Here is a 19817-nt window from a genome sequence, read left to right on the forward strand (position 1 = left end):
CTTCACTCTCTCAGTCTTTCACTCTTTCACTCTTTTTCCAATGAAAACGACCCGCGTACGCTACGGGATGCTGGCCCTTGTGTTTGTCAACGTCGTGATTAACTACCTCGACCGGAGTAACATTTCGGTGGCCGGCCCGGCCCTGAGCAAAGACCTTAACCTGTCGTCGGTCGATTTGGGGTATATTTTCTCGGCCTTCGGGTGGACCTACGCCCTGCTACAAATACCGGGGGGCCTCGTAGCCGACCGATTTGGGCCACGGGTGCTGTACGCGTTTTGTCTGGCTACCTGGTCGCTGTCGACGGTGTTTCAGGGCTTCGCGCGGGGTTTTGCCTCCTTGTTTGCCCTTCGGCTGGCCACGGGTGCCTTCGAAGCCCCCTCCTACCCAATCAACAACCGGATTGTAACAAGCTGGTTTCCCGACAACGAGCGGGCGTCGGCCATTGCGCTTTATGTATCGGGGCAGTTTATCGGGCTGGCGTTTCTGACGCCTATTCTGGTCACGATTCAGCACTACGCGGGCTGGCAGGGACTTTTCATAACAACGGGACTTGTGGGACTGGTATGGGCCATTGTGTGGTACGCTCTCTACCGCGACCCGCTCGACCACAAAACCGTCAGCGACGCCGAACTGGCGCATATCGAAGCGGGCGGGGGGCATTTTCGGGGGCAAACCGCCAAAACCGATGGCACGTCTATTTGGCAGTGGGTCAACCTGAAACAGGTGTTCTCGCGCCGGACGCTTTGGGGCGTGTACATCGGTCAGTTTTCGGTCAACGCCATGCTCTGGTTTTTCCTGACGTGGTTCCCCACGTATCTGGTCAAATACCGGGGGCTCGATTTTATCAAGTCGGGGTATCTGGCGTCGGTGCCGTTTCTGGCCGCCTGCGCGGGGCTGTTGCTTTCGGGCTTTGTGTCGGACCGGCTTGTGCAGCAGGGCCGCTCGGTGGGGGCCGCTCGCAAAACGCCCATTATTATCGGGATGCTGCTCTCGGTAAGCATTGTCGGGGCCAACTACACCGACGATACCGCCCTGATTATCTTCTTCATGTCGCTGGCGTTTTTTGGGTCGGGCATGGCGCTCATTTCGTGGGTGTTCGTCTCGTTGCTGTCGCCCCGGCACCTGATTGGCCTCACGGGTGGGGTGTTCAACTTCATGGGCAACCTGGCGTCGATTATTGTCCCGATTGTGATCGGGTATCTGGCCAAAGATGGCGACTTCAAACCCGCGCTCGTGTTTATTGCCGTACTTGGTTTTATCGGGGCCTGCTCATACAGTTTTTTGGTCGGCAAGGTCGAGCGGGGCACGGTGACGCCTGCGTCAGATACAGCGGCTTTATTGTCGGAGCGGGAGTGATGCTACGTAAGTGAGCGCATAAGTGAAAGTGAGTACAAAAAAACACTCCACTTCTCAAATTTTTTGCGTGTCTGACTACTTAAAAGCATAGCTTAGTCAACCATTTTTAAAAAACCTTTGTAAAACTTATTCTTCAATCCACATGGACTTTAAAGACCAAATAAAACAGTTAAGCGACAGAGTAAGCAAATTGAAAGATAACATCCAGACCGAGGAAGCGACCAAAACGGCATTCATAATGCCGTTCTTACAATGTCTGGGATATGATGTTTTCAACCCTCTTGAGGTTGTACCTGAATTTATAAGTGACATAGGTACTAAAAAGGGCGAAAAGGTTGATTATGCAATAATGCAAGAAAACGGAGAACCTTGCATGCTAATTGAGTGTAAACATTGGGCTCAAAGTTTGACCCTGCATGATAATCAGTTGTTACGATACTTTCACGTTACGAAAGCCCGTTTCGGTGTCTTGACCAATGGCATTATTTATAAATTCTATACGGATCTTGTTGAGCCTAACAAGATGGATGAGAAGCCATTTCTCGAAATCAACATGCTTGATTTACGCGAACCTTTGGTTGAGGAACTCAAGAAATTCCATAAATCATACTTTGACGTTGAACAAATTATCAGCACAGCAAGCGAATTAAAGTACACAGCAGAGTTAAAATCATTGATTCACAATGAGATGACTAACCCTTCTGATGCTCTCGTTCGCCATTTTGCGAAGCAAGTGTATGGAGGGATGCTTAATGCAAGAATGATGGATTACTTCACAACATTAGTTCGAAAGTCATTCGCCCATTACGTGTCCGACCAGATTACAGACCGACTCAAAACAGCTTTGGGACAAGAGACAGAAATACCTCAGCCTGTTATCAATCAAGACCTTGTAGAACCTACCATTAAAGCGCCCTCAGTAGTTACTACTGCGGAAGAGTTGGAAGGTTACTACATTGTACGCTCAATGCTTAGACCCCATATTGAGGCCAGTCGAATTGTTCATCGGGACGCTCAAAGCTACTTTGCTATACTCTTGGACGATAACAATAGGAAGCCTGTTTGCCGCCTTCATTTTAACGGTGGAAAAAAATACGTTGGCTTTGTTGGGGATGACAAAAAGGAGATCAGATACGAAATTCAATCTCTCGATGATTTATACCAATATGAGGGGCAATTGGCTCAATCAGTCAAACAATACGACAAAACTTCTGGCTCTATCTCGTAACTTTGCCCCTGCAAACAGAGAGGTGTCCGAGCGGTTGAAGGAGCACGCCTGGAAAGTGTGTATACGTCTCAAGCGTATCGAGGGTTCGAATCCCTTCCTCTCTGCCGCTTACTTTAACCCCACCGTTCGGTGGGGTTTTGTTTTCTGGACGTTGGAAAAGGCCTTATCTTTGGGCTTTCGACTCAAACACACAGAATGACTGCTGGTCAACGTAAAGCACTCCGCATCACCGGCTGGACTTTGTTGGGACTCTTTTTGCTGGGAGCCATTGGCGCGGGATACGCTTTCACCAAACGCGAAGCCCTCCTTCAGATTGCCCTCAAACGAGCCACCCAAAAAGCCAAACGCGATTATAAACTGGACCTGAAAATTGGCTCGGCTACCTTTACCGGCCTCAGTTCCGTCGCTTTTTCCAATATTTCCATCGTTCCCGAACAACGCGACAGCCTCGCCCGTATCAACCGGGCCGAAGTGGGCGTGCGGCTTTGGCCTATGCTTCTGGGTCAGATTGCCCTGTCGGACCTCGCCCTTGAAAACGGTATGGTGCAGGTGGTTCGGCGCGATTCGCTGACCAACATCGACTTTATCCTCCGGCGCAAACGCGATTCCACCGCTACTAAATCGACCCGACGGGTGGATTTGGCCGATGTGGCCGAAAACCTCATCGACGAGCTTTTGTCTAAAATTCCAGACAATATGAACGTCCGTAACCTCGATTTTCGGGTGATCGATTCGGACCGCGACACTACGCAGCGGCTCTCGTTGCTCACCGAGCAGGCTACGATTGAGGATGAGGCCGTCTCGTCGACGTTGCGGCTCAACGGTAACGAGGCCACCTGGCACATCTCCGGCACCGCCGACCCTGCCGACCGTGAGTACGACCTCTCGCTCTATGCCGATGGCAAACCCCTCGAACTCAAATACCTCGAAAACCGGTACAAGCTGAAACTTCAGGCCGATACACTCCACGCCGAACTCAAAGATGTGGATCGGGCTGGGGGCGAATTTCGGATGGAGGGCGTCGGGTCGGTGCGTAACCTGCGCATTAATCACCCCGCCATTGCCCGCACCGATGTGTTTGTAGACCGGGCGGCTATGGACGCTAACCTCTTCGTAGGCGAAAACTACGTGGGAATCGACAGTTCGTCGGTGGTATATCTGGGTCAGGTGAGCGGTCGGCCGTTTGTGAAATACACCCTCTCACCTACCAAAACCTACGAAGTCGAGCTGCATACCGACATGATGAATGCGCAGGCGTTGTTCAATTCGTTTCCGCAGGGGTTGTTCGAGTCACTCGAAGGGATGCAGGTGACGGGAGGGCTGAAATACGATATGTCGTTTCAGCTTGACGAAGCTTTGCCCGATTCGGTCAAGTTCAACTCGGGGCTGACGTCCGATAATTTCAAGATTGTCCGCATGGGCCGCGTTGATTTTGGTAAGATCAACAACTCGTTTGTGTACACGCCTTACGAGAAAGATAAGCCGGTTCGTGACATTGTGATTGGCCCTGAAAACCCGGACTTCACCCCTCTCTCGGCTATTTCGCCCGAGTTACGCAACGCCGTTCTGACCTCCGAAGACTACAACTTCATGACCCACAAGGGGTTCAATGAGAAGGCGTTCCGAGTTTCGATTGCGACCAATTTCAAGGAAAAGAAATTCAAGCGGGGCGCCAGTACCATCTCGATGCAGCTGGTCAAAAACGTGTACCTCAACCGCAACAAAACTCTCTCCCGCAAGGTCGAGGAGATTCTGATTGTGTGGCTGATGGAAAACGGGCGACTCGTACCCAAAGAACGCATGTACGAGGTGTACCTCAACCTGATTGAGTGGGGCCGCAATATTTACGGCATTGGCGAGGCTGCCCGGTACTACTTTGGCAAGTCGCCGTCGGAACTGGATCTGGGCGAAAGTATTTTTCTGGCGTTTGTGATTCCAAGCCCCAAACGCGCCCTCAACTGGTTCAACCCCGACGGGACACTTCAGGTACGCAATGTGCGGGGGTATTTCCGAATTATTGGCCGGATTATGGCCCGGCGGGGCCTCACTGAGCCCGACAGCGGAGCTTACGGGTTTTATAACGTTCGATTACGCGAGGGCTTGCGTCAACAGGTGGCCCCCATCGACAGTATGCAGTCGGATAGTTTGATGAATGATACCGACGAAGGCGGTGGCATCGACGATTTCTTCAAACGGCTCTTCAACGGGAACCGCGACCGAGACGACGAAAAAGAAGAAACCGAAAACGTACAAACCCAATCGGAATCAAACAACCCAGCCGCGCCGAATGTCTCCTCGGGCGATACCGTAAAAACACGCCGTCAGCTCAGACAGGAACGACGCGAGCGCAAGCGTCGGGAACGCGAGGAACGGCAACAGCAGGATGACACCAACCGGTAAATGGGGTTTATCGTTTTTAGTTTATCGTTTCTGGTTGTGCGGGGCAAGTTGCCCGTGAACCGGAACTTGCTTAACTGAGCGGAAGCCCCCAAGAACTACAAACCAAAAACCATAAACTAAAAACGCTGTAAGCCGAACGGGCGGGGTTTCAACCCCGCCCGTTCGGCTTACAGCGTTTATTCACCCAGTAAATCGGGCCGTCGGGCACGAGTACGGGCCAAAGCCTGTTCGTAGCGCCATTCATCAATTTTAGCTTCGTGCCCCGACAGCAGAATATCGGGCACCTTCATCCCCTCCCACTCAGCCGGGCGTGTGTACACAGGTGGGGCCAACAGATCGTCCTGAAACGAATCGGTCAGGGCCGAAGTCTCATCGTTGAGTACTCCCGGTATCAGACGGATAATGGCATCGGACAGCACAGCCGCCGGCAACTCACCGCCCGACAACACAAAGTCGCCGATACTAACTTCCCGCGTGATGAACCGCTCCCGAATCCGCTCGTCGACACCTTTGTAATGCCCGCACAGAATAATCAGATTCTGCTTCAGTGAGAACGTATTGACCGTCTGCTGATTAAGCCGTTGCCCATCGGGGGTCATGTAAATCACCTCATCGTAGGTACGTTCGGCCTGCAAAGCACGGATACAGCGGGCAATGGGTTCGATCTGCATCACCATACCGGCTCCTCCGCCAAACATGTAATCATCGACCCGCCGGTGCTTGTCGAGGGTATAGTCGCGCAGGTCGTGCACCACCACTTCGGCGTGTCCGGCCTGTTGCGCCCGCTGCAAAATAGAGTGGGCAAAGTAGCTATCGAGCAGGCGCGGCAGGCAGGTAATAATATCAATCCTCATCGGTATCGTCAGCTTCTTCGTCGCCGTCTACTTCGGGCTTATCGTTGCCGGTATCGCTCGTGTAAATTTCCAACAGGCCCTCCGGCAACACCACATTGATCTGGTTTTGGGCCCGATTCACCGAAGGCACAATATCACTATTGATCGGAATAAGCACCTCATGCCCTGCGTAGTCCATGGCGATCAGGTCCTGTGTAGCCATCGTGTACACCGCTGTCACGGTGCCAAGCGGTCCTTTTTCGGCATCGAGCACCCGAAATCCGATAATCTCGTGAAAGTAAAACCGGGTTTCGTCGTCAATCGGCTCCAGGTTCGCGAGGGGTAACCACAAGCCCGACCCGATGAACCGCTCAGCCTGCTCAATGGTTTCGACGTCTTCGAGCGCTACAATCGCCCGGCTGCCTTTAACAATTGAGATGGATTCAATAAAATAAGGCGTCAATTGACCTTTCACTTCGATCAGGATTGAGTCAATATCGGCGTATTCTTTCGCGTCATCGACGTCCAAGAAAAAGACCAGTTCACCGTTTACGCCATGCGTTTTGGTGATGTGGCCAACCTGATAACAATCGTCTTTTGTCACGCTTTTACAGAGTTTACTCGTTTCGGGCGGCCGTAGGGGCGTGCCTGAAACCGTTAGATACCTACAAAAAGAGCCTGCTCAAACGAACAGGCTCCTTACATACCGAACCAGCGTGCTTATTCAGCAGCGGGGGTTTCCGTTGCGTCAGCAGATGCTTCCGGTGCTTCTTCAGCAGCAGGAGCCTCTTCGGCGGGCGTTTCTTCAACCACAACGTTTTTCTTAGCAATGGCCTCAGCGCGGGCTTCATTCACCTTACGCTCGGCTTCCAGACGCTCCTGACGAGCCTTGTCTTTTGCTTGTTGCTTGGCGTCAGCAGAGTCGGACTTGCGGCCTTCTTTGCCTTCTTTCCAGGATGTAAACTTCTCATCAGCCTGCTCCTGCGTGATAGCGCCTTTGTTTACGCCAACCTGCAGGTGCTTTTTCAGCATGACGCCTTCGTGCGACAGAATTGAACGAGCGGTGTCGGTGGGTTGAGCACCAACCATCAGCCAGTACAAAGCCCGCTCCGACTTCAACACTACGGTTGAGGGGTCTGTGTTGGGGTTGTAAGAACCGATTTTCTCGATGAATGCGCCATCACGGCCAGCTTGAGAAGGAGCTACGACGATGTCATACATCGCCATTTTCTTGCGTCCACGACGCGCTAAACGAATTTTAACAGCCATTTTGCTTGCTTGTTTTCAATGGAGGGAACCCGTCCCCCCGGAGAAACGTGGGCGCAAAGGTAGTATTTTTTTCGCAGTATCTCTACCGTACGGGTCAGATTTTCGGAAAGAGTTTGCCTGTCGCTACTTTCTGAACCCAGCCGGATACCGCGAGCGCATGTCGCTCATGGGTTCAATCCGAATCTCAACCCGTCGGTTAGCCTGCAACCCGGTGCGAGTCGAGTTTGGGGCAGCGGGCCGTATTTCGCCGTAATATTCAAGAGTGATCCGGCTCGGGTCGTTCAGGCCAGCCCGCGTCATAAACCGCTTGACGGCCTCCACCCGGCGTTTAGAGAGCTGTACGTTGTAGGCGTCCGAAGCGCGCGCATCGGCATGACCTACCACAATAGCCCGGCAATTAGGCCGCTCGTTGAGCAACTCAGTTACCTGCCGCAGCAGTGCCTGCGAGGTTGGCCGAAGGGTCGCTTTATCGGTATCGAACTCGACGTTGCTGAACACGTCAACACATTCGCCAGCCTCCCGTTCGGTTTTGGGCCGGGCCAGTAAACTATCCAGATTCATGGCAACGCCCGCCCCCGACACGACACTCCCAGCCGGCGTCCGGGGCTGCTTATCAAACAGGTCGGCCACGCCATCGTTGTCCGAGTCGGTGTACAAGCGCGGGTCTACGGGCTGAGGCATGTTAGCCTTGGCAATGGAGTCAGCCTCGGTTACAGAGGGGTTGTAGGCCGGTTTCACCAGATCGGCAGGATCGGCCCAGCGCAAATGATACCGGCCTTTATCGGCATCGTACCGGCCATCGCGACCGACACGCAGGGGCGCACGACCCAGTTTGTACGTAATCGACAATCCCACAGCCCCGTATTTGTCGAGGGCCGATTGCCCCTTGCGGAACAGGTAAATATTGGCCGGATTGTTATTGTAAGCCGGGTCTGTTGACCCAACGGTCATATCCAGCTTTTCGGTATTGACGTTGTTGTACACAAAATCAAGTCCAATATCGAACCGAGGGCTTAACTCGTAATGAAACGCCGTTCCGACCGGTACCACGAGTTCGCGGGTAAACACGGAGCCGTTGCCTTCCCACCGGCCTGACGTGACGGAATTAAAATTATCCCGGTCGTTGCTGTACCGAACAAGCCGATTGGTTGTCAGGTCATACACGCGCGCATCGAACCAGATACCGCCAATACCGCCGTACACGTCCCATTTCAGGCGCTTGAGCCGTTTGGCACCCAGCAATAACGATTTTACGTTGACCGATGCCAGCAACGCCCCTTGCAGATAATTCGTCCGAAAATACGCGTTGTAGATGGGTTTCTTGGAGCCGCTGAGCATACCACCATTGGCCTGCACCGATACGCCGAAGAGGTGGCTCAGCTGTTTGTTGACTGCCAGCCCTACCCCACCGGTCAGAATTTCTTTCTCACCAAGCTCAGGCACGCCCCGGTACACGCCGTACGACAAATCCCCAAAAAAGCGGGTAAGCTGCGGGGTTACCGAAATCGACCAGGTGTTGAGGGGATAATCGCCGTCGTAGGAACGATTGGGCACGCGGGTGGGCGGTGATTGTGCCCAGGCGTTGCCCATTACCCAGACGCAGAGAAAGGCGAAAAAGCTATTTTTCATGAATCGTTGACAGGCGGAATGACCGGGTAAATAGTCCAGTAATTCTATAGCCAACATCGTGCCAACCGGAGCAATACCGGCCTATAAGCCGGATTCTGTCACTGGATTATCGGTAAAACCGACGCACCGGGTCTTATCATTTATCTGGGATCGCCGTCACCGACGACCTCTATCGACCTACCCGCGACAGCATCGGCCAGCCGAAGCCAACCTACAGGAACGAGCCGCCCCTAATCTGCCGCATATTTGGTCTTTCAGCCCATAAGGTTTATCCTGCCCCGTCGGTCACCCGCCGGGCGGTAGGCCCTTACCCCACCTTTTCACCCTTACCCGAAAACAGTTTACAGTTTGTTGTTTACAGTTTATAGTTGGCTTACGCAGGCAAGACTGCTTCGCGGAACTGCAAGCTATAAACAGAAAACTGTAAACTGTTTTCTGGCGGTATATTTTCTGTGACACTGGCTGTCAGACGGCCGTTCCCAGCCGCCTGCCTTCCCGTTAGGAAGTATGGTGCTCTGCGCTGTCCGGACTTTCCTCCAACCCAGTTCGGGTCAGCGATAAGACAACCGGCACCGCTCCGATTGGCACGCGTTGGCCTGCCAAAGATAGCACAACTTTAGGGTTTCTGGCCTAACGACCCGGTTTCTGATCTAGTCAGGACCTTTCTGGCCCTGCGGCAGCCATCAGACCCGCTATTGCAGTCCCTCAACTTTTACATCCACTTTTCCTTTGGCGAAAACCACCGCCAGAATCGCCGTTGGCGTCAGATACACCCCGTCGGGCCAGATTTCGTCGATTTGGCCATTGAGCACGACACCCTTAGCCAACTGATTATTTTTGAGCTGGGTCTGCACCGAACGCTGAATCTCCGTGATCTGATCGCCGACCGGAATGGTAAACTGCTTTTCGAGCATCCGGGCGAGGGTTCCCTTAAGCAACCAGCTGGCGGTGCGCTGGAGCCAACTACTCGTTTCGAGGTCGTATTGCAAGTCTTTGAGAGCCACCGTTTTCGTTTCGGGATCGTAGTACGGGCGGCCTTTCAGGTAGATATTACCTGTTACACTCCCCGACAGACCGGCTTTGATAATCAGGTTGTCGTTCTGCCCGTACAGGTCAATGTCTTCAATAGTAACGTGGTAGCGGCCCTCCTGAAAGTCGAAGCGTTTCCCGACAAACGTTTGGCCAGCTAGTTTGGCGGCTTCTTCGTAGGTAGCTTCGTTCAGAATACCCACCTGAAAATCGTCTTTGATCGTCGGCACCACCACCAGATCGGGTAGGGATACGGCCGGTTTAACAGCGGGTTTGTTCCCCACACTTGTCAGCGTGTACCCTTCCAGACCAATTTGGGTGCGAATCACGTTGCCCTCGAATCGGAGCGGGGTAATAAGCACCCGGCGGGGCACCACCTGTAGCCACGTTTTGTACTGATCCGACAGCAGGTATGGGGTACGAACCGTGTTCCAGGCCTCCAGAACCGGCGTTCGGAGGTCAATCTGTTTACGGACTTCTGCATCCAGCGATTTGGTGATCGTGCCCAGATTCCGGTCGATGATCCGGCTCACAAGGCCCGTAATGGGAATGGCAAATCCGCCCAGCCGAACCGAGGGCTTGGTACCCCATTCGTAGCCCTCGGCCGTGGTTTGGGTATTGACGGCCCAATTGGGGTCGATACTGAACCGGGTAGCAAACTTGAGCGTGATTTCGAATTCGGTATCGGCACTCTGCATAAAACCCAGAATCCGTTTGCCGGCCTTCGCCCAAATTTTGAGCGGCACCACAAACCGAAACAGGCTATCGGCCCCGCCCGCAGCCGACACACCGATGGGCGCCCGTTTCCAGACTTTCAGGTGGATGGGGTCGCTGCCGTCGGGCGCGGGCGTATCGAAGGTGTTACTCTCAAAAATAAGTCCGTTAACCTGCTTGTTGATCTGCTGCTCTACGTCGCGGAGTGCTATGCGAACGGGCACATTGACCGTCGACAGGTAGGTTTCGTTACGGACTTCCATAGTGGTTCGGGTGTAGGCTTCTTTCGGCGCTTTCGGATTGAGCGTGCCCGCTCCGGGCCTCCCGGATGGGACTTTGCTACACCCGACAAAAATAAACAGCAGGGCAACAGATACCAGCTTTGCTCTCATGTACGGTGGTGAATGTGGGGGCTGGGTACGACTCCCAGACCTCTTACTTAATGAAAACTTTTGTAGCCCCGTAGCCGAATTTCTGCTTCTGGGCATCTTCGAAGTATTTCACGTGTGGGTGCCGACCCAATCGGCGGTGTAGTTCGGTCCGTAAGGTGCCGGTGCCAACGCCGTGGATAAACGTAATCTCGCTCATACCGGTGGCAATGGCGTTTTCAAGCAGCTTTTCGAACGTTTCGAGTTGCAGGTCGAGTAGCTCGCCCGGCTGCCGACCTCCGGGGCCTTTGGGCAGCAGCACATCAATGTGCAGATCGACTACCGACGAGGGACGCTCGAAACTGGGCGGAATGGCCGGGTTATTTTTGGCTTTCAGCATTTCTTCTTTCAATTCCTGCGGGCTGAGCGGTACGGTTGGCAGGGGCATAAGAGCCTCGGCCGGGGCTTCTTTCTCATCGGCATCGAGCTGGTACAAATGGCCTTGCTGATTGAGCACCGGCACCGTTTTTTTGCTCACATGGAAGGTCTGAGCCCGGCATTTCAGCCGTTTCACCAACGGCGACCGGAAGCTCACCTTGGCCGCCCGGAACCAAAGCCCCTGAAACAGAAAGGTGGGCCAGCTATCGAGCGTTGAGAACGAGTAATAGTCGTTCAGCTTGGCCGACGACCGGGGCTTGAGCACCCCACTTTGCAGTCCATTGAGGGTAGTACCCCGCTCTTCGGCAAGGGTATAGGGCATATCCCAGTCGGTATTATTTACCAGATGGACGGCAAACTCGCGGTCGTTCTGGGCCACAAATGCCATGTAAATACCCTGATTTGCCAGAATAACCGGCCCGGTTGGGCGCGGAGGTTGGGCATTACCCGAAGGGCGCAGGAGCCGTTCGGCCTCCAGGGGCGACACAACTACCAGTTCGGAGCGGAGTACCGGAATCCGAAAGCCGTCTTCTATTTCAATTTCAACCTGATTGCCACTCAAAAAGCGCGTCACCACGCCCTGTTCTTTGGCCCGTATCATACGGACTTTATCGCCAATGTTCATTGCTGTTCAGGCCCGGAATGGCCGGGCTTCTGGAGAAACCAACCCGAATCCGGGCCGAAAAGTTACGTTTGCAGCCCACTCTGATGGACTTTACCGGATCAGTACCCGCCGAAATACTTGCGGGTGCCCCATTCGAGGGTTGCCAGGGCCAGAATCATGAAAAAGAGCCACCGCCAGTTGATCAGCTCATTCAGCTCTTCGGTGCTGCTCAGGCGGGCGGGCGTTTCGCGGCTGCTCAGGTCGCGCACGAGGTTAGCCACCGAGGCCGTGTTGTAAAACTTACCCCCGGTCTGCGAGGCCAGTTGCCGCAGCAAGCCGTGGTCGGCCGTGGTGTTGAGGGCTTCGAGTTGCAGATCGCGCACAATAAACTGCCCTTCCGAAACTTCATTCTTACCACTTAAGTTGGTGGTTGCGCGGAAGCGGTAGGCTCCTTCGGGCAGGCGGCTGATTTCGAACCGGCTATTATCGCTTGTTGGGGTGTAGTTGAAACTACGTGTGATACCGCGCTCGTCCAGAATACTCAGGTTAACGGGCTTGTCGTAGATTCGCTCGTAAATATCGTTGTAAAGCTCCGTCTCAAAAATGACCTTTTCGCCCGCTACAAACTCATTTCGGATGGGGTACACGCGCAGCTTGCGCCGGTCTTCTTTCACCGAAATAAGCTGAATAACCTTTTGCAGCATTTCGTCGATCACCTCCTGTTTGTCGGTCAGGTCAAACTCTTCCATGCGCCATTGCCAAAGGCCTTCGCCCGCCAGCACAGCCGCCTTACGCGGACGGTCGGGCGAGCCGGCCGTTACGTTGAGCGCAAGCAGGGGTTTCTGGGTTTGTACGCTGCCCACCTGCTGCCAAAGCACCACCTGACTGCCGGGCAACAGCCGAAACTCACCGTAAGGCACCGACATGGGCGGCATCTTGGTGATAATATCGAGCCGGGCTGCATCCAGGTTCAATTGTTTGTAGGCATCGTTGTAGCGGGCAGTTACCTTATCGCTCTGACCGGGCAGGGCCGTTACCTGCATTACGGGGTTCAGCGTATTGAACGGCCCCATAGCCGACTGGTTCCCCAGCACAAACAGCACTGGGGTGGTGTTGTTACGCGCCAGCAGTTGTTGCACCGAGGCCGTACTGGCCCCACCATTGTCGGGAATCTGGTGGAGAATGATAAGGTCGTATTTCTTATCGGTAGGCGGTGGCCCTTCGATGCCGTTAATCATCCGAACGTCGAGCTCGTAATTCTGATTTCGTTCGAGCATACTCCGAATCGCCTTCACGTCGGGGTGCGGAGCCAGAGCCAGTAAGAGAACCTTCTCGCGCCCGTCGATCACGTCGATGTACACGTCCTGCCGGTTGTTTCGGGTGCTGAACTCGCCCGGCTGCGGCACCACCTCAACGGTAAACCGCTGAACGCCTTTCTGGGTAGCTGTGGTCTGAAACGTCACCGAACCAAAGGTCTGGTTCTGCCCGAAAGATACGCTTTGCCGACCCACCTCTTTGCCGCCCTGCCGCAGCACCACAATACCGGCCCGGCCGCTAAAACCGTTACTCGTCACTTCCACCTGAATCGGAAACTGGTTGTTCAGATACGCAATCCGGTTAGCTACGATGCCTTTGATAGCAATGTCGCGCTTCGGAATGGTGTCGCCGAGCCCCACAGCATGCACCGAAAATGGATATTGCCCAAACGTAGGCGAAAGCCCCTGATTGAAGATACCATCGGAGATAAGCACCACATCGGTAAGATGCCGACCTTCGTAATCTGACCGGATACCCGACAGCAATCCCGACAGGTTGGTCGACCGCTGGGTAAATGGAATCTGGGTCAGGTCTGTCCCTTCGGTCATAGCCGAGTCGCTCAGGGTCCGTACTGATACATCCAATCCGGCACTGCTCAGTTGCTGCTGCAAGGCTTGCAGATTGCTGAGAGCAGTGGTGAGCGCGGGCCGTCCGGCAGCGGCTACCGACTCCGAGTTGTCTACGGCCAGTACCACTTTCGGTTTTTCGGTGAGCGTCTGTACACTGCGGATGAGCGGATTCACCAGCAGAAAACAGAGTAAGCTCACAACCAAAAACCGAACGGCCGCCAGTGCATAGCGGACGTTGCGATCCCAGAACGAAACAGAGTCAGAAACACCGGTACTCAGCCGTGCTGGCAGCGGTTGATACAATGCCGCTGCGTACAGCGCCCCTACCAGCAAACAGACCAGCACCCACCAGGGTGAGGATTGGAAAATGACGTTCATAAAGAAAGTAGTGAGGAGACAGAAGCGAGGAGCGAGGAGAAAAGGGTTGCTCACGAATAAGTAACGTCGGGCTCCGTTTTCTCCTCACTCCTCGCTTCTGCCTCCTATATCCTAAGTAAGCATTCCCCCGTCTACCTGGAGCACCTGCCCCGTAGTGTAGCGGGATAAATCAGAAGCCAGGAATACGCAGGTATCGGCTACCTCTTCGGGTTGGCCGCCCCGCTTGAGCGGGATCTGCTGCTTCCATTCTTCTACGGCTTTTTCGTTGATCTCGCCGGTCATTTCGGTTTCGATGAAGCCCGGAGCCACGGCATTGGAGCGGATATTCCGCGAGCCCAGTTCGAGAGCCACCGACTTGGTAAAGCCGATAATACCTGATTTAGAGGCTGCGTAGTTGGCCTGACCCGCGTTGCCCCGGATACCTACTACCGACGTCAGGTTGATAATCGACCCGGCCTTCGCTTTCATCATGGGTTTGATGGCGGCTTTGGTCAGGTTGAAGACCGACTTAAGGTTAACGTTGATAACCACGTCCCATTGTTCTTCGGACATGCGCATCAGCAAACCATCTTTGGTAATGCCGGCATTGTTGACGAGCACGTCAATCGAACCGAAATCAGCCAGTACGGCGGCTACCAGTTCTTCGGCCGCTTTATAATCCGAGGCATCTGACCGGTATCCTTTGGCCGTAATCCCGAACGCCTTCAGCTCGTCTTCCAGCGCCTGCCCTTTTTCTACGCTCGACAGGTACGTAAACGCCACCTGAGCACCTTCCTGCGCGAAACGCTGGGCAATAGCCCGACCAATTCCGCGTGAGGCACCCGTAATGAGCGCCACTTTTCCTTTCAATAAATCCATTGGCTACAAAATACCCTCTTAATCTGGAGAGAGCTTGGTTTTTGACTGGCTCAAAAATAGCCTTTAAGCGGGGAATGACAATAGTGACGTAGCATCTTCTCCAGAAAGAATATACCTTTCCGGGCCACCTTCAGGCCAGAATAGTCAAAAGCCATTTGCCGCCCGCCATCAGACCGGGCCGTGCCAATTCGAAAGCCAAATACGGCTTCGGCCCCAAGTGAACATAGCGCGCCGGTAGCAACTACTTTGAGGTTGTTACGTACCGAACGCTCAGACCGCTCCCCAGCCTTGCCCACAAATTGGCCGCCTGAGATTGGTTGGACCTATCGTACCACAGACCCCGATACGAGGCTGAGGCCAGGGGCCGTTGCTCACATCCTGCCGGGCTTGATGCCTGCCTGGTTTACCCCAAAACTCCGTCGGTATTCATTCGCAAAACAGATGGCTACTAGCTGCTTAAGTCATTACTAACGTTTTAAGTATTTTCTGAAAAACACACATTATATCCCTAAAATCGGGTTTCTATCCCTAAAAAATTAAGATCTCTAAACAGAAAAATAGCTTTGGACTCAATCAAAAAGCAGGCAGCCGAAAATGCTGATCAGAGTAGGCACCATAAATAATTTGACTTATTACGTTGAAACGAAGTCTTCTCTTCTCGTTGGCAATGTCGCTCTTAGGGGCGCTTTGCATCGTCCAACTGTCGTGTAAAGGCCCCCAAGGGGACGTAGGTCCGGCAGGACCAGCAGGCCCGGCCGGACCAGCAGGAGCAACCGGCCCGGCGGGTGTGTCGGGAGTTAGTGGCAATGCCAATGTGGTTCAATTCACATTCGCCAACCAATCATTTGCTAACACGGTCGGATTGGTCACCACGTTGTCGTTGCCTAATACCACAACGCAGGTTGCGGCTTCCAGTGCTTTCTTTACCTATTTAGGATTCGTTGATGGCACAACACCCATGAACTGGTTTATCATTCCCGGAAGTATTCCCCCGAGTAGTGGCTCCTTCTCAACATGGCTCTTCAACGATGCTAAGCCACAGATTGCTATTCGTCGGGAAACGCTTGCGACAGCAAACGGCCCCATACGTTTCACCCCGCGTGTCGTGATGATTCCGGCCAATGACCTCCGTAATGGCCGCCAAGCCGCCCTTGACTTCACAGATTACAATGCCGTGAAAGCGTTCTATAAGCTGCCTGATTGAAGCTTGAAAAGGCCTTGCTAATGGCCGGAAGTCTTTTTTAATAAAAAATGCGATCAGATTGAGCGGAAAGAACGCATGACTAATCGCGCAGTCGACAGGCAGAGTGCCTGTGCTTACCATCTTTAACAAATCCCATTACACTTACACATGAAAAATATTGCATACTCATTAATGCTGGTTACTTTGTTCAGTACCGTAGCTATGGCCCAGTTTGATCCGAACTACAAAGGGTACTATCGGCTGAAGACTGTCTTTCAGGGACAAGAAGTGTGCCTGGAAGGTAATCAGGCATCTGCGAAAACGAAAAAAGGGTTGGCTTTTATGGACAAAAAAGCAAATTCTCAGGGCCAATTCTGGACAATAGAAGCCTCAGATAAAAGTGGCTATTATATACTAAAGAACCTATTCCGGGGCGCAGGTGAATGCTTAGACATTACAAATGCCAATGATGCTTCGAGACCTGGCTTACTGGCCGCTCAGATGCGGAAAGCTGAAAAACGGACCGGCCAGTACTGGATGATTGAGCCAGTAGGAAATGATACGTATCGTCTAAAAACACTCTACACGGGGAACAACAAATGCCTGGAAGGAAATGCAGCCTGGACTGGAGCTAAAGACGGCATTACTTTTATGGACGATTGCAAAAATGTGACGGGCCAACTTTGGAAGTTTGAGCGCATCAAATAGTAAGGCTCTCAAAAGCAAACCGTTAGCAGAAACTTTCACTACCTGACCCGGCCCAGTCTGCCTATCAAACCAGACTGGGCTTCCTTTTTTCAGTACTGGACATTAGACTTACTAGCTCTATATATGAGAGGTCTAATGTCCAACATCTAATGTCCAGTACTGGGCTTCCTTTTATTCGTTGTGGCCTAAAAGCGGTAATTAGGGTAGTTTGTTTTCGTTGGTACCAGGTTCAAAAAAATCGATGTTTTTGTGACATTTGAGGGTAGCAAAAAAGCCTAGGCGATCTGAACAATGGGAAAGCTGCGAAAGGATACGAGACGGCGATTATCGTAAAACACCGAATCATGAAATTGCTAGTTGCATTCATAGGGTCAATTCTGATCGGAATAGCTACATCTGGATATAGCCAACCCCTCAGTCTGACTACCCAGGAGGTCGAAACGTTGAAGCAAAAACTGGCGGTATCTACAGAAGATACCAGTAAAGTGCTCAGCTTATGGCGTTTGGCCCGGTATCATACCATGACGGAGCCCCAACAAGCTTTGGTCTACGCTACGGAGTCAATTGCCCTGGCCCGAAAACTTACCTATACCTATGGGGAACTGGTTTCATTACAGGCGTTAAGCTTTGTCGCAACCATAACCGGTGATTGGCAAACGGGTATGCGGACCGCTTACGAAGGGCTACGAATAAGCCAGGCAAAGTACCCGGATCTAATCATCGTTTTTTATAATCTGATTGCACTCGTCTACGAAAAACAGCAAGATAGCCGACAACGCCTGGAATGGCTGTTGAAGGCCTATCATGACCCTAAGCTTGCATCACTGCCCAATAATGGAAAATGGCTGATATACCACAACATTGGCGAGGCCTATGAAAATCTAAATGTGTTAGACTCTGCTATGTATTTTGCTAAATCAATCGATGTGCATTGCCGACGATTGAACATTCCCATTGAGGTGTCCTACGCCAATGCAATTATGGGCAGGGTTGAAAAAAAACGAGGGCATTATCCGTTGGCGTTGAACCACTTAAGAATCGCGATTCGTTTTGCGAGGCAATCGGGCAATCTGTTTTTAGAGTCCGAACAGTCGGTGGATTTAGCCGGTGTTTTTCAGGCAATGGGCCAATCGGATTCGGCTCTCGTGTATGCGGGCAGGGCATTAGATGGCGGCAGAAAATTTAAGAACCTTGTTCTGACAGCGAGTGCAGCCAAACTGCTGGCCCAACTTTACGAGCCTGTAAATCCGGCCAAAGCCATTGCTTACTTGAAGCTATTGAATGCTACGGATGACAGCCTGTACACGACCACACGAATTATTCAAACGCAAAACATTATCAAATCCGAACAACAGCGTGAACGCGATTTGATAGACGCTAAAAAAGAGTACGATTATGCCATCAGGCAGAAAACACTCATTGGCCTACTCATTTTTTTAGGATTCATGTCGGTGGTCTTATTCCACAATAACCGTCAAAAACAAAAGGGGAACGCTGTTTTGCTGGCGAAAAACAGGGAGATAAGCCGTCAAAAAGATGAGATTGCAAAAACGGCTGAACAAAAACAGATTCTTCTTTCGGAGTTGCAACATCGGGTGAAGAACAATTTACAATACGTCATCAGCCTGCTGGAAATTCAGAAAGAGTCGGTCAGTTTCAGCACGATCGATGATCTGATTCGTAACAACCAAAACCGAATTCATTCGATCGCCTTGCTGCATAAGAAATTGAATGTTGACGAGGGCGTCAAGGATGTGGATTTGAAACGGTATGTCACTGAGCTCGCCGAACTTGTGAAAGATTCGTACGATACGAGGGAGACTCATGTAAGTCTGTTCACCACTTGCGAAATCGACACATTATCCATCGCCAAAGCATTACCATTAGGGCTCATCATTGTGGAATTGATTAGCAACAGTATGAAACATGCTTTCGCCAACCAGCCCGATGGCCTCATCAATATTGAAATCAAGCAACAAAAAAATACAAAGACAAATTACTTGGGCTACATTGATAACGGTACAGGTTTCGACTTTAATCAACTACAAACCAAAGGATTAGGTATAGAAATCATTAAAGGGTTGATCGACCAGCTAAACGGCAGAGTTGAGACCAGGTCTACAAAGGGGTTTGAACTAAAACTGTATTTTTAAATGAATTCAGAAGTGATTTTAGTGGTCGAGGACGATTTTCTGAACCGAAGGCTAACGAAAAAAATTTTGTTGGAGAATGGTTACCACGTTTTAGAAGCAAAGAATGCTGATGAAGCGATGATGACGCTCCAAAACGAATCGGTCGACCTTGTCATTCTCGACATCAACCTGGGTGATGGAGAGATGGATGGTATTCACTTAGGTAAACTGATTCAGGCCAAACAAAAAACCCCGTTTATTTATCTTACTGCTTACGAAAACGCCAGGGTGATCAGCGAAGCAGTTGCCACTTCACCCTATTCATATCTGACCAAACCGTTCAAAAATAGCGATTTGGTCGCTTCGGTAAAATTGGCCATCATTAAATCGGCCAAGGAAGACCGCATCAAACCAACCATAGCAGTAAAAGATGGGGCTTACCAAGTCGACTTGCCGTTAGAAGCAATTAATTACATTGAATCGGAGGGAAACTATCTGCTCTTTCACACCGATGTGAAAATTTTCAAATCTCGCTCGACGATCTCTCGTATTCTGGAATCGTTACCTGCCACACAATTTATTCAAACACACCGGGCCTATATCGTCAATAAGGAAAAGATTCAGAAATACCGTTCTAAAAGTGTGATTATTGGCAACACAGAAATCCCACTATCGAAAAAAGATCTCCTTTGACGAGTGCCTTTCCATTTTCTGCTTCTATTCTCCTTCTTGAGTAGTCGGATTCAGCGGCTCACACTACCGGTGCATCTGGGCTTCGGCCCCAAGTGAACAAAGTGCGCGAG

At 52.0% G+C, this 19817-nt stretch carries 15 protein-coding genes, 1 tRNA gene and 1 other RNA gene; 8 read left to right on the forward strand and 9 right to left on the reverse strand.

The window, feature by feature from the left end; genetic code table 11:
- The first annotated feature begins 40 nt into the window (after nucleotides 1-40).
- The 4 genes from F5984_RS14360 (at nucleotide 41) to F5984_RS14375 (ending at nucleotide 4985) form a co-directional block, all read left to right on the forward strand.
- Complete coding sequence (locus tag F5984_RS14360) at nucleotides 41-1357, forward strand: MFS transporter (RefSeq protein ID WP_152124930.1); 1317 nt, start codon at nucleotides 41-43, stop codon at nucleotides 1355-1357.
- A 142-nt stretch (nucleotides 1358-1499) separates the two neighbouring features.
- Complete coding sequence (locus tag F5984_RS14365; RefSeq protein WP_152124931.1) at nucleotides 1500-2585, forward strand: type I restriction endonuclease; 1086 nt, start codon at nucleotides 1500-1502, stop codon at nucleotides 2583-2585.
- A gap of 16 nt (nucleotides 2586-2601) precedes the next feature.
- Nucleotides 2602-2689, forward strand: a tRNA-Ser gene (locus tag F5984_RS14370).
- Nucleotides 2690-2780: 91 nt separating this feature from the next.
- Nucleotides 2781-4985: a transglycosylase domain-containing protein gene (locus F5984_RS14375; RefSeq protein WP_152124932.1), complete on the forward strand. Its 2205-nt coding sequence runs from the start codon at nucleotides 2781-2783 to the stop codon at nucleotides 4983-4985.
- A gap of 176 nt (nucleotides 4986-5161) precedes the next feature.
- Here the strand turns inward: F5984_RS14375 and trmD are convergent, their stop codons facing one another.
- The 9 genes from trmD to fabG all read right to left on the reverse strand — a co-directional run bounded on the left by trmD (nucleotide 5162) and on the right by fabG (nucleotide 14991).
- On the reverse strand, nucleotides 5162-5839 hold the full coding sequence (gene trmD / locus F5984_RS14380; RefSeq protein WP_152124933.1) for a tRNA (guanosine(37)-N1)-methyltransferase TrmD: 678 nt from the start codon (nucleotides 5837-5839) through the stop codon (nucleotides 5162-5164).
- Entirely contained in the window at nucleotides 5829-6422 is a 594-nt protein-coding gene (rimM, locus tag F5984_RS14385) for a ribosome maturation factor RimM (protein ID WP_152124934.1), read from the reverse strand. The genes trmD and rimM overlap by 11 nt, the downstream gene beginning before the upstream one ends.
- A gap of 116 nt (nucleotides 6423-6538) precedes the next feature.
- On the reverse strand, nucleotides 6539-7087 hold the full coding sequence (locus F5984_RS14390) for a 30S ribosomal protein S16 (RefSeq protein ID WP_152124935.1): 549 nt from the start codon (nucleotides 7085-7087) through the stop codon (nucleotides 6539-6541).
- Nucleotides 7088-7210: 123 nt separating this feature from the next.
- Complete coding sequence (locus F5984_RS14395) at nucleotides 7211-8716, reverse strand: OmpA family protein (protein ID WP_152124936.1); 1506 nt, start codon at nucleotides 8714-8716, stop codon at nucleotides 7211-7213.
- A gap of 68 nt (nucleotides 8717-8784) precedes the next feature.
- Nucleotides 8785-9290, reverse strand: an RNA gene (rnpB, locus tag F5984_RS14400) — RNase P RNA component class A.
- A gap of 118 nt (nucleotides 9291-9408) precedes the next feature.
- Nucleotides 9409-10851, reverse strand: coding sequence for a DUF4403 family protein (locus F5984_RS14405; protein WP_246169009.1), 1443 nt, complete (start codon nucleotides 10849-10851; stop codon nucleotides 9409-9411).
- A 43-nt stretch (nucleotides 10852-10894) separates the two neighbouring features.
- Entirely contained in the window at nucleotides 10895-11890 is a 996-nt protein-coding gene (locus F5984_RS14410) for a Smr/MutS family protein (RefSeq protein ID WP_152124937.1), read from the reverse strand.
- Nucleotides 11891-11988: 98 nt separating this feature from the next.
- Complete coding sequence (locus F5984_RS14415) at nucleotides 11989-14133, reverse strand: VWA domain-containing protein (RefSeq protein ID WP_152124938.1); 2145 nt, start codon at nucleotides 14131-14133, stop codon at nucleotides 11989-11991.
- A gap of 111 nt (nucleotides 14134-14244) precedes the next feature.
- Nucleotides 14245-14991, reverse strand: coding sequence for a 3-oxoacyl-[acyl-carrier-protein] reductase (gene fabG / locus F5984_RS14420; RefSeq protein WP_152124939.1), 747 nt, complete (start codon nucleotides 14989-14991; stop codon nucleotides 14245-14247).
- A gap of 637 nt (nucleotides 14992-15628) precedes the next feature.
- Here fabG and F5984_RS26920 point away from each other — a divergent pair.
- The 4 genes from F5984_RS26920 to F5984_RS14440 all read left to right on the forward strand — a co-directional run bounded on the left by F5984_RS26920 (nucleotide 15629) and on the right by F5984_RS14440 (nucleotide 19707).
- A complete protein-coding gene (locus F5984_RS26920; RefSeq protein WP_221412966.1) occupies nucleotides 15629-16195 on the forward strand; it encodes a collagen-like protein in 567 nt (188 codons plus the stop codon).
- A gap of 147 nt (nucleotides 16196-16342) precedes the next feature.
- The gene (locus tag F5984_RS14430; RefSeq protein WP_152124940.1) at nucleotides 16343-16882 is read left to right on the forward strand and encodes an RICIN domain-containing protein; all 540 of its coding nucleotides are present in this window, start codon (nucleotides 16343-16345) and stop codon (nucleotides 16880-16882) included.
- Nucleotides 16883-17226: 344 nt separating this feature from the next.
- Entirely contained in the window at nucleotides 17227-19035 is a 1809-nt protein-coding gene (locus F5984_RS14435) for a sensor histidine kinase (RefSeq protein ID WP_152124941.1), read from the forward strand.
- Nucleotides 19036-19707: a LytR/AlgR family response regulator transcription factor gene (locus F5984_RS14440; protein WP_152124942.1), complete on the forward strand. Its 672-nt coding sequence runs from the start codon at nucleotides 19036-19038 to the stop codon at nucleotides 19705-19707. It abuts the gene before it with no gap.
- The last annotated feature ends 110 nt before the right edge of the window (nucleotides 19708-19817 follow it).

Origin of the sequence: Rudanella paleaurantiibacter (genome assembly GCF_009184635.1) — a bacterium.
In the GTDB taxonomy this organism is placed as follows: Bacteria; Bacteroidota; Bacteroidia; order Cytophagales; family Spirosomataceae; genus Rudanella; species Rudanella paleaurantiibacter.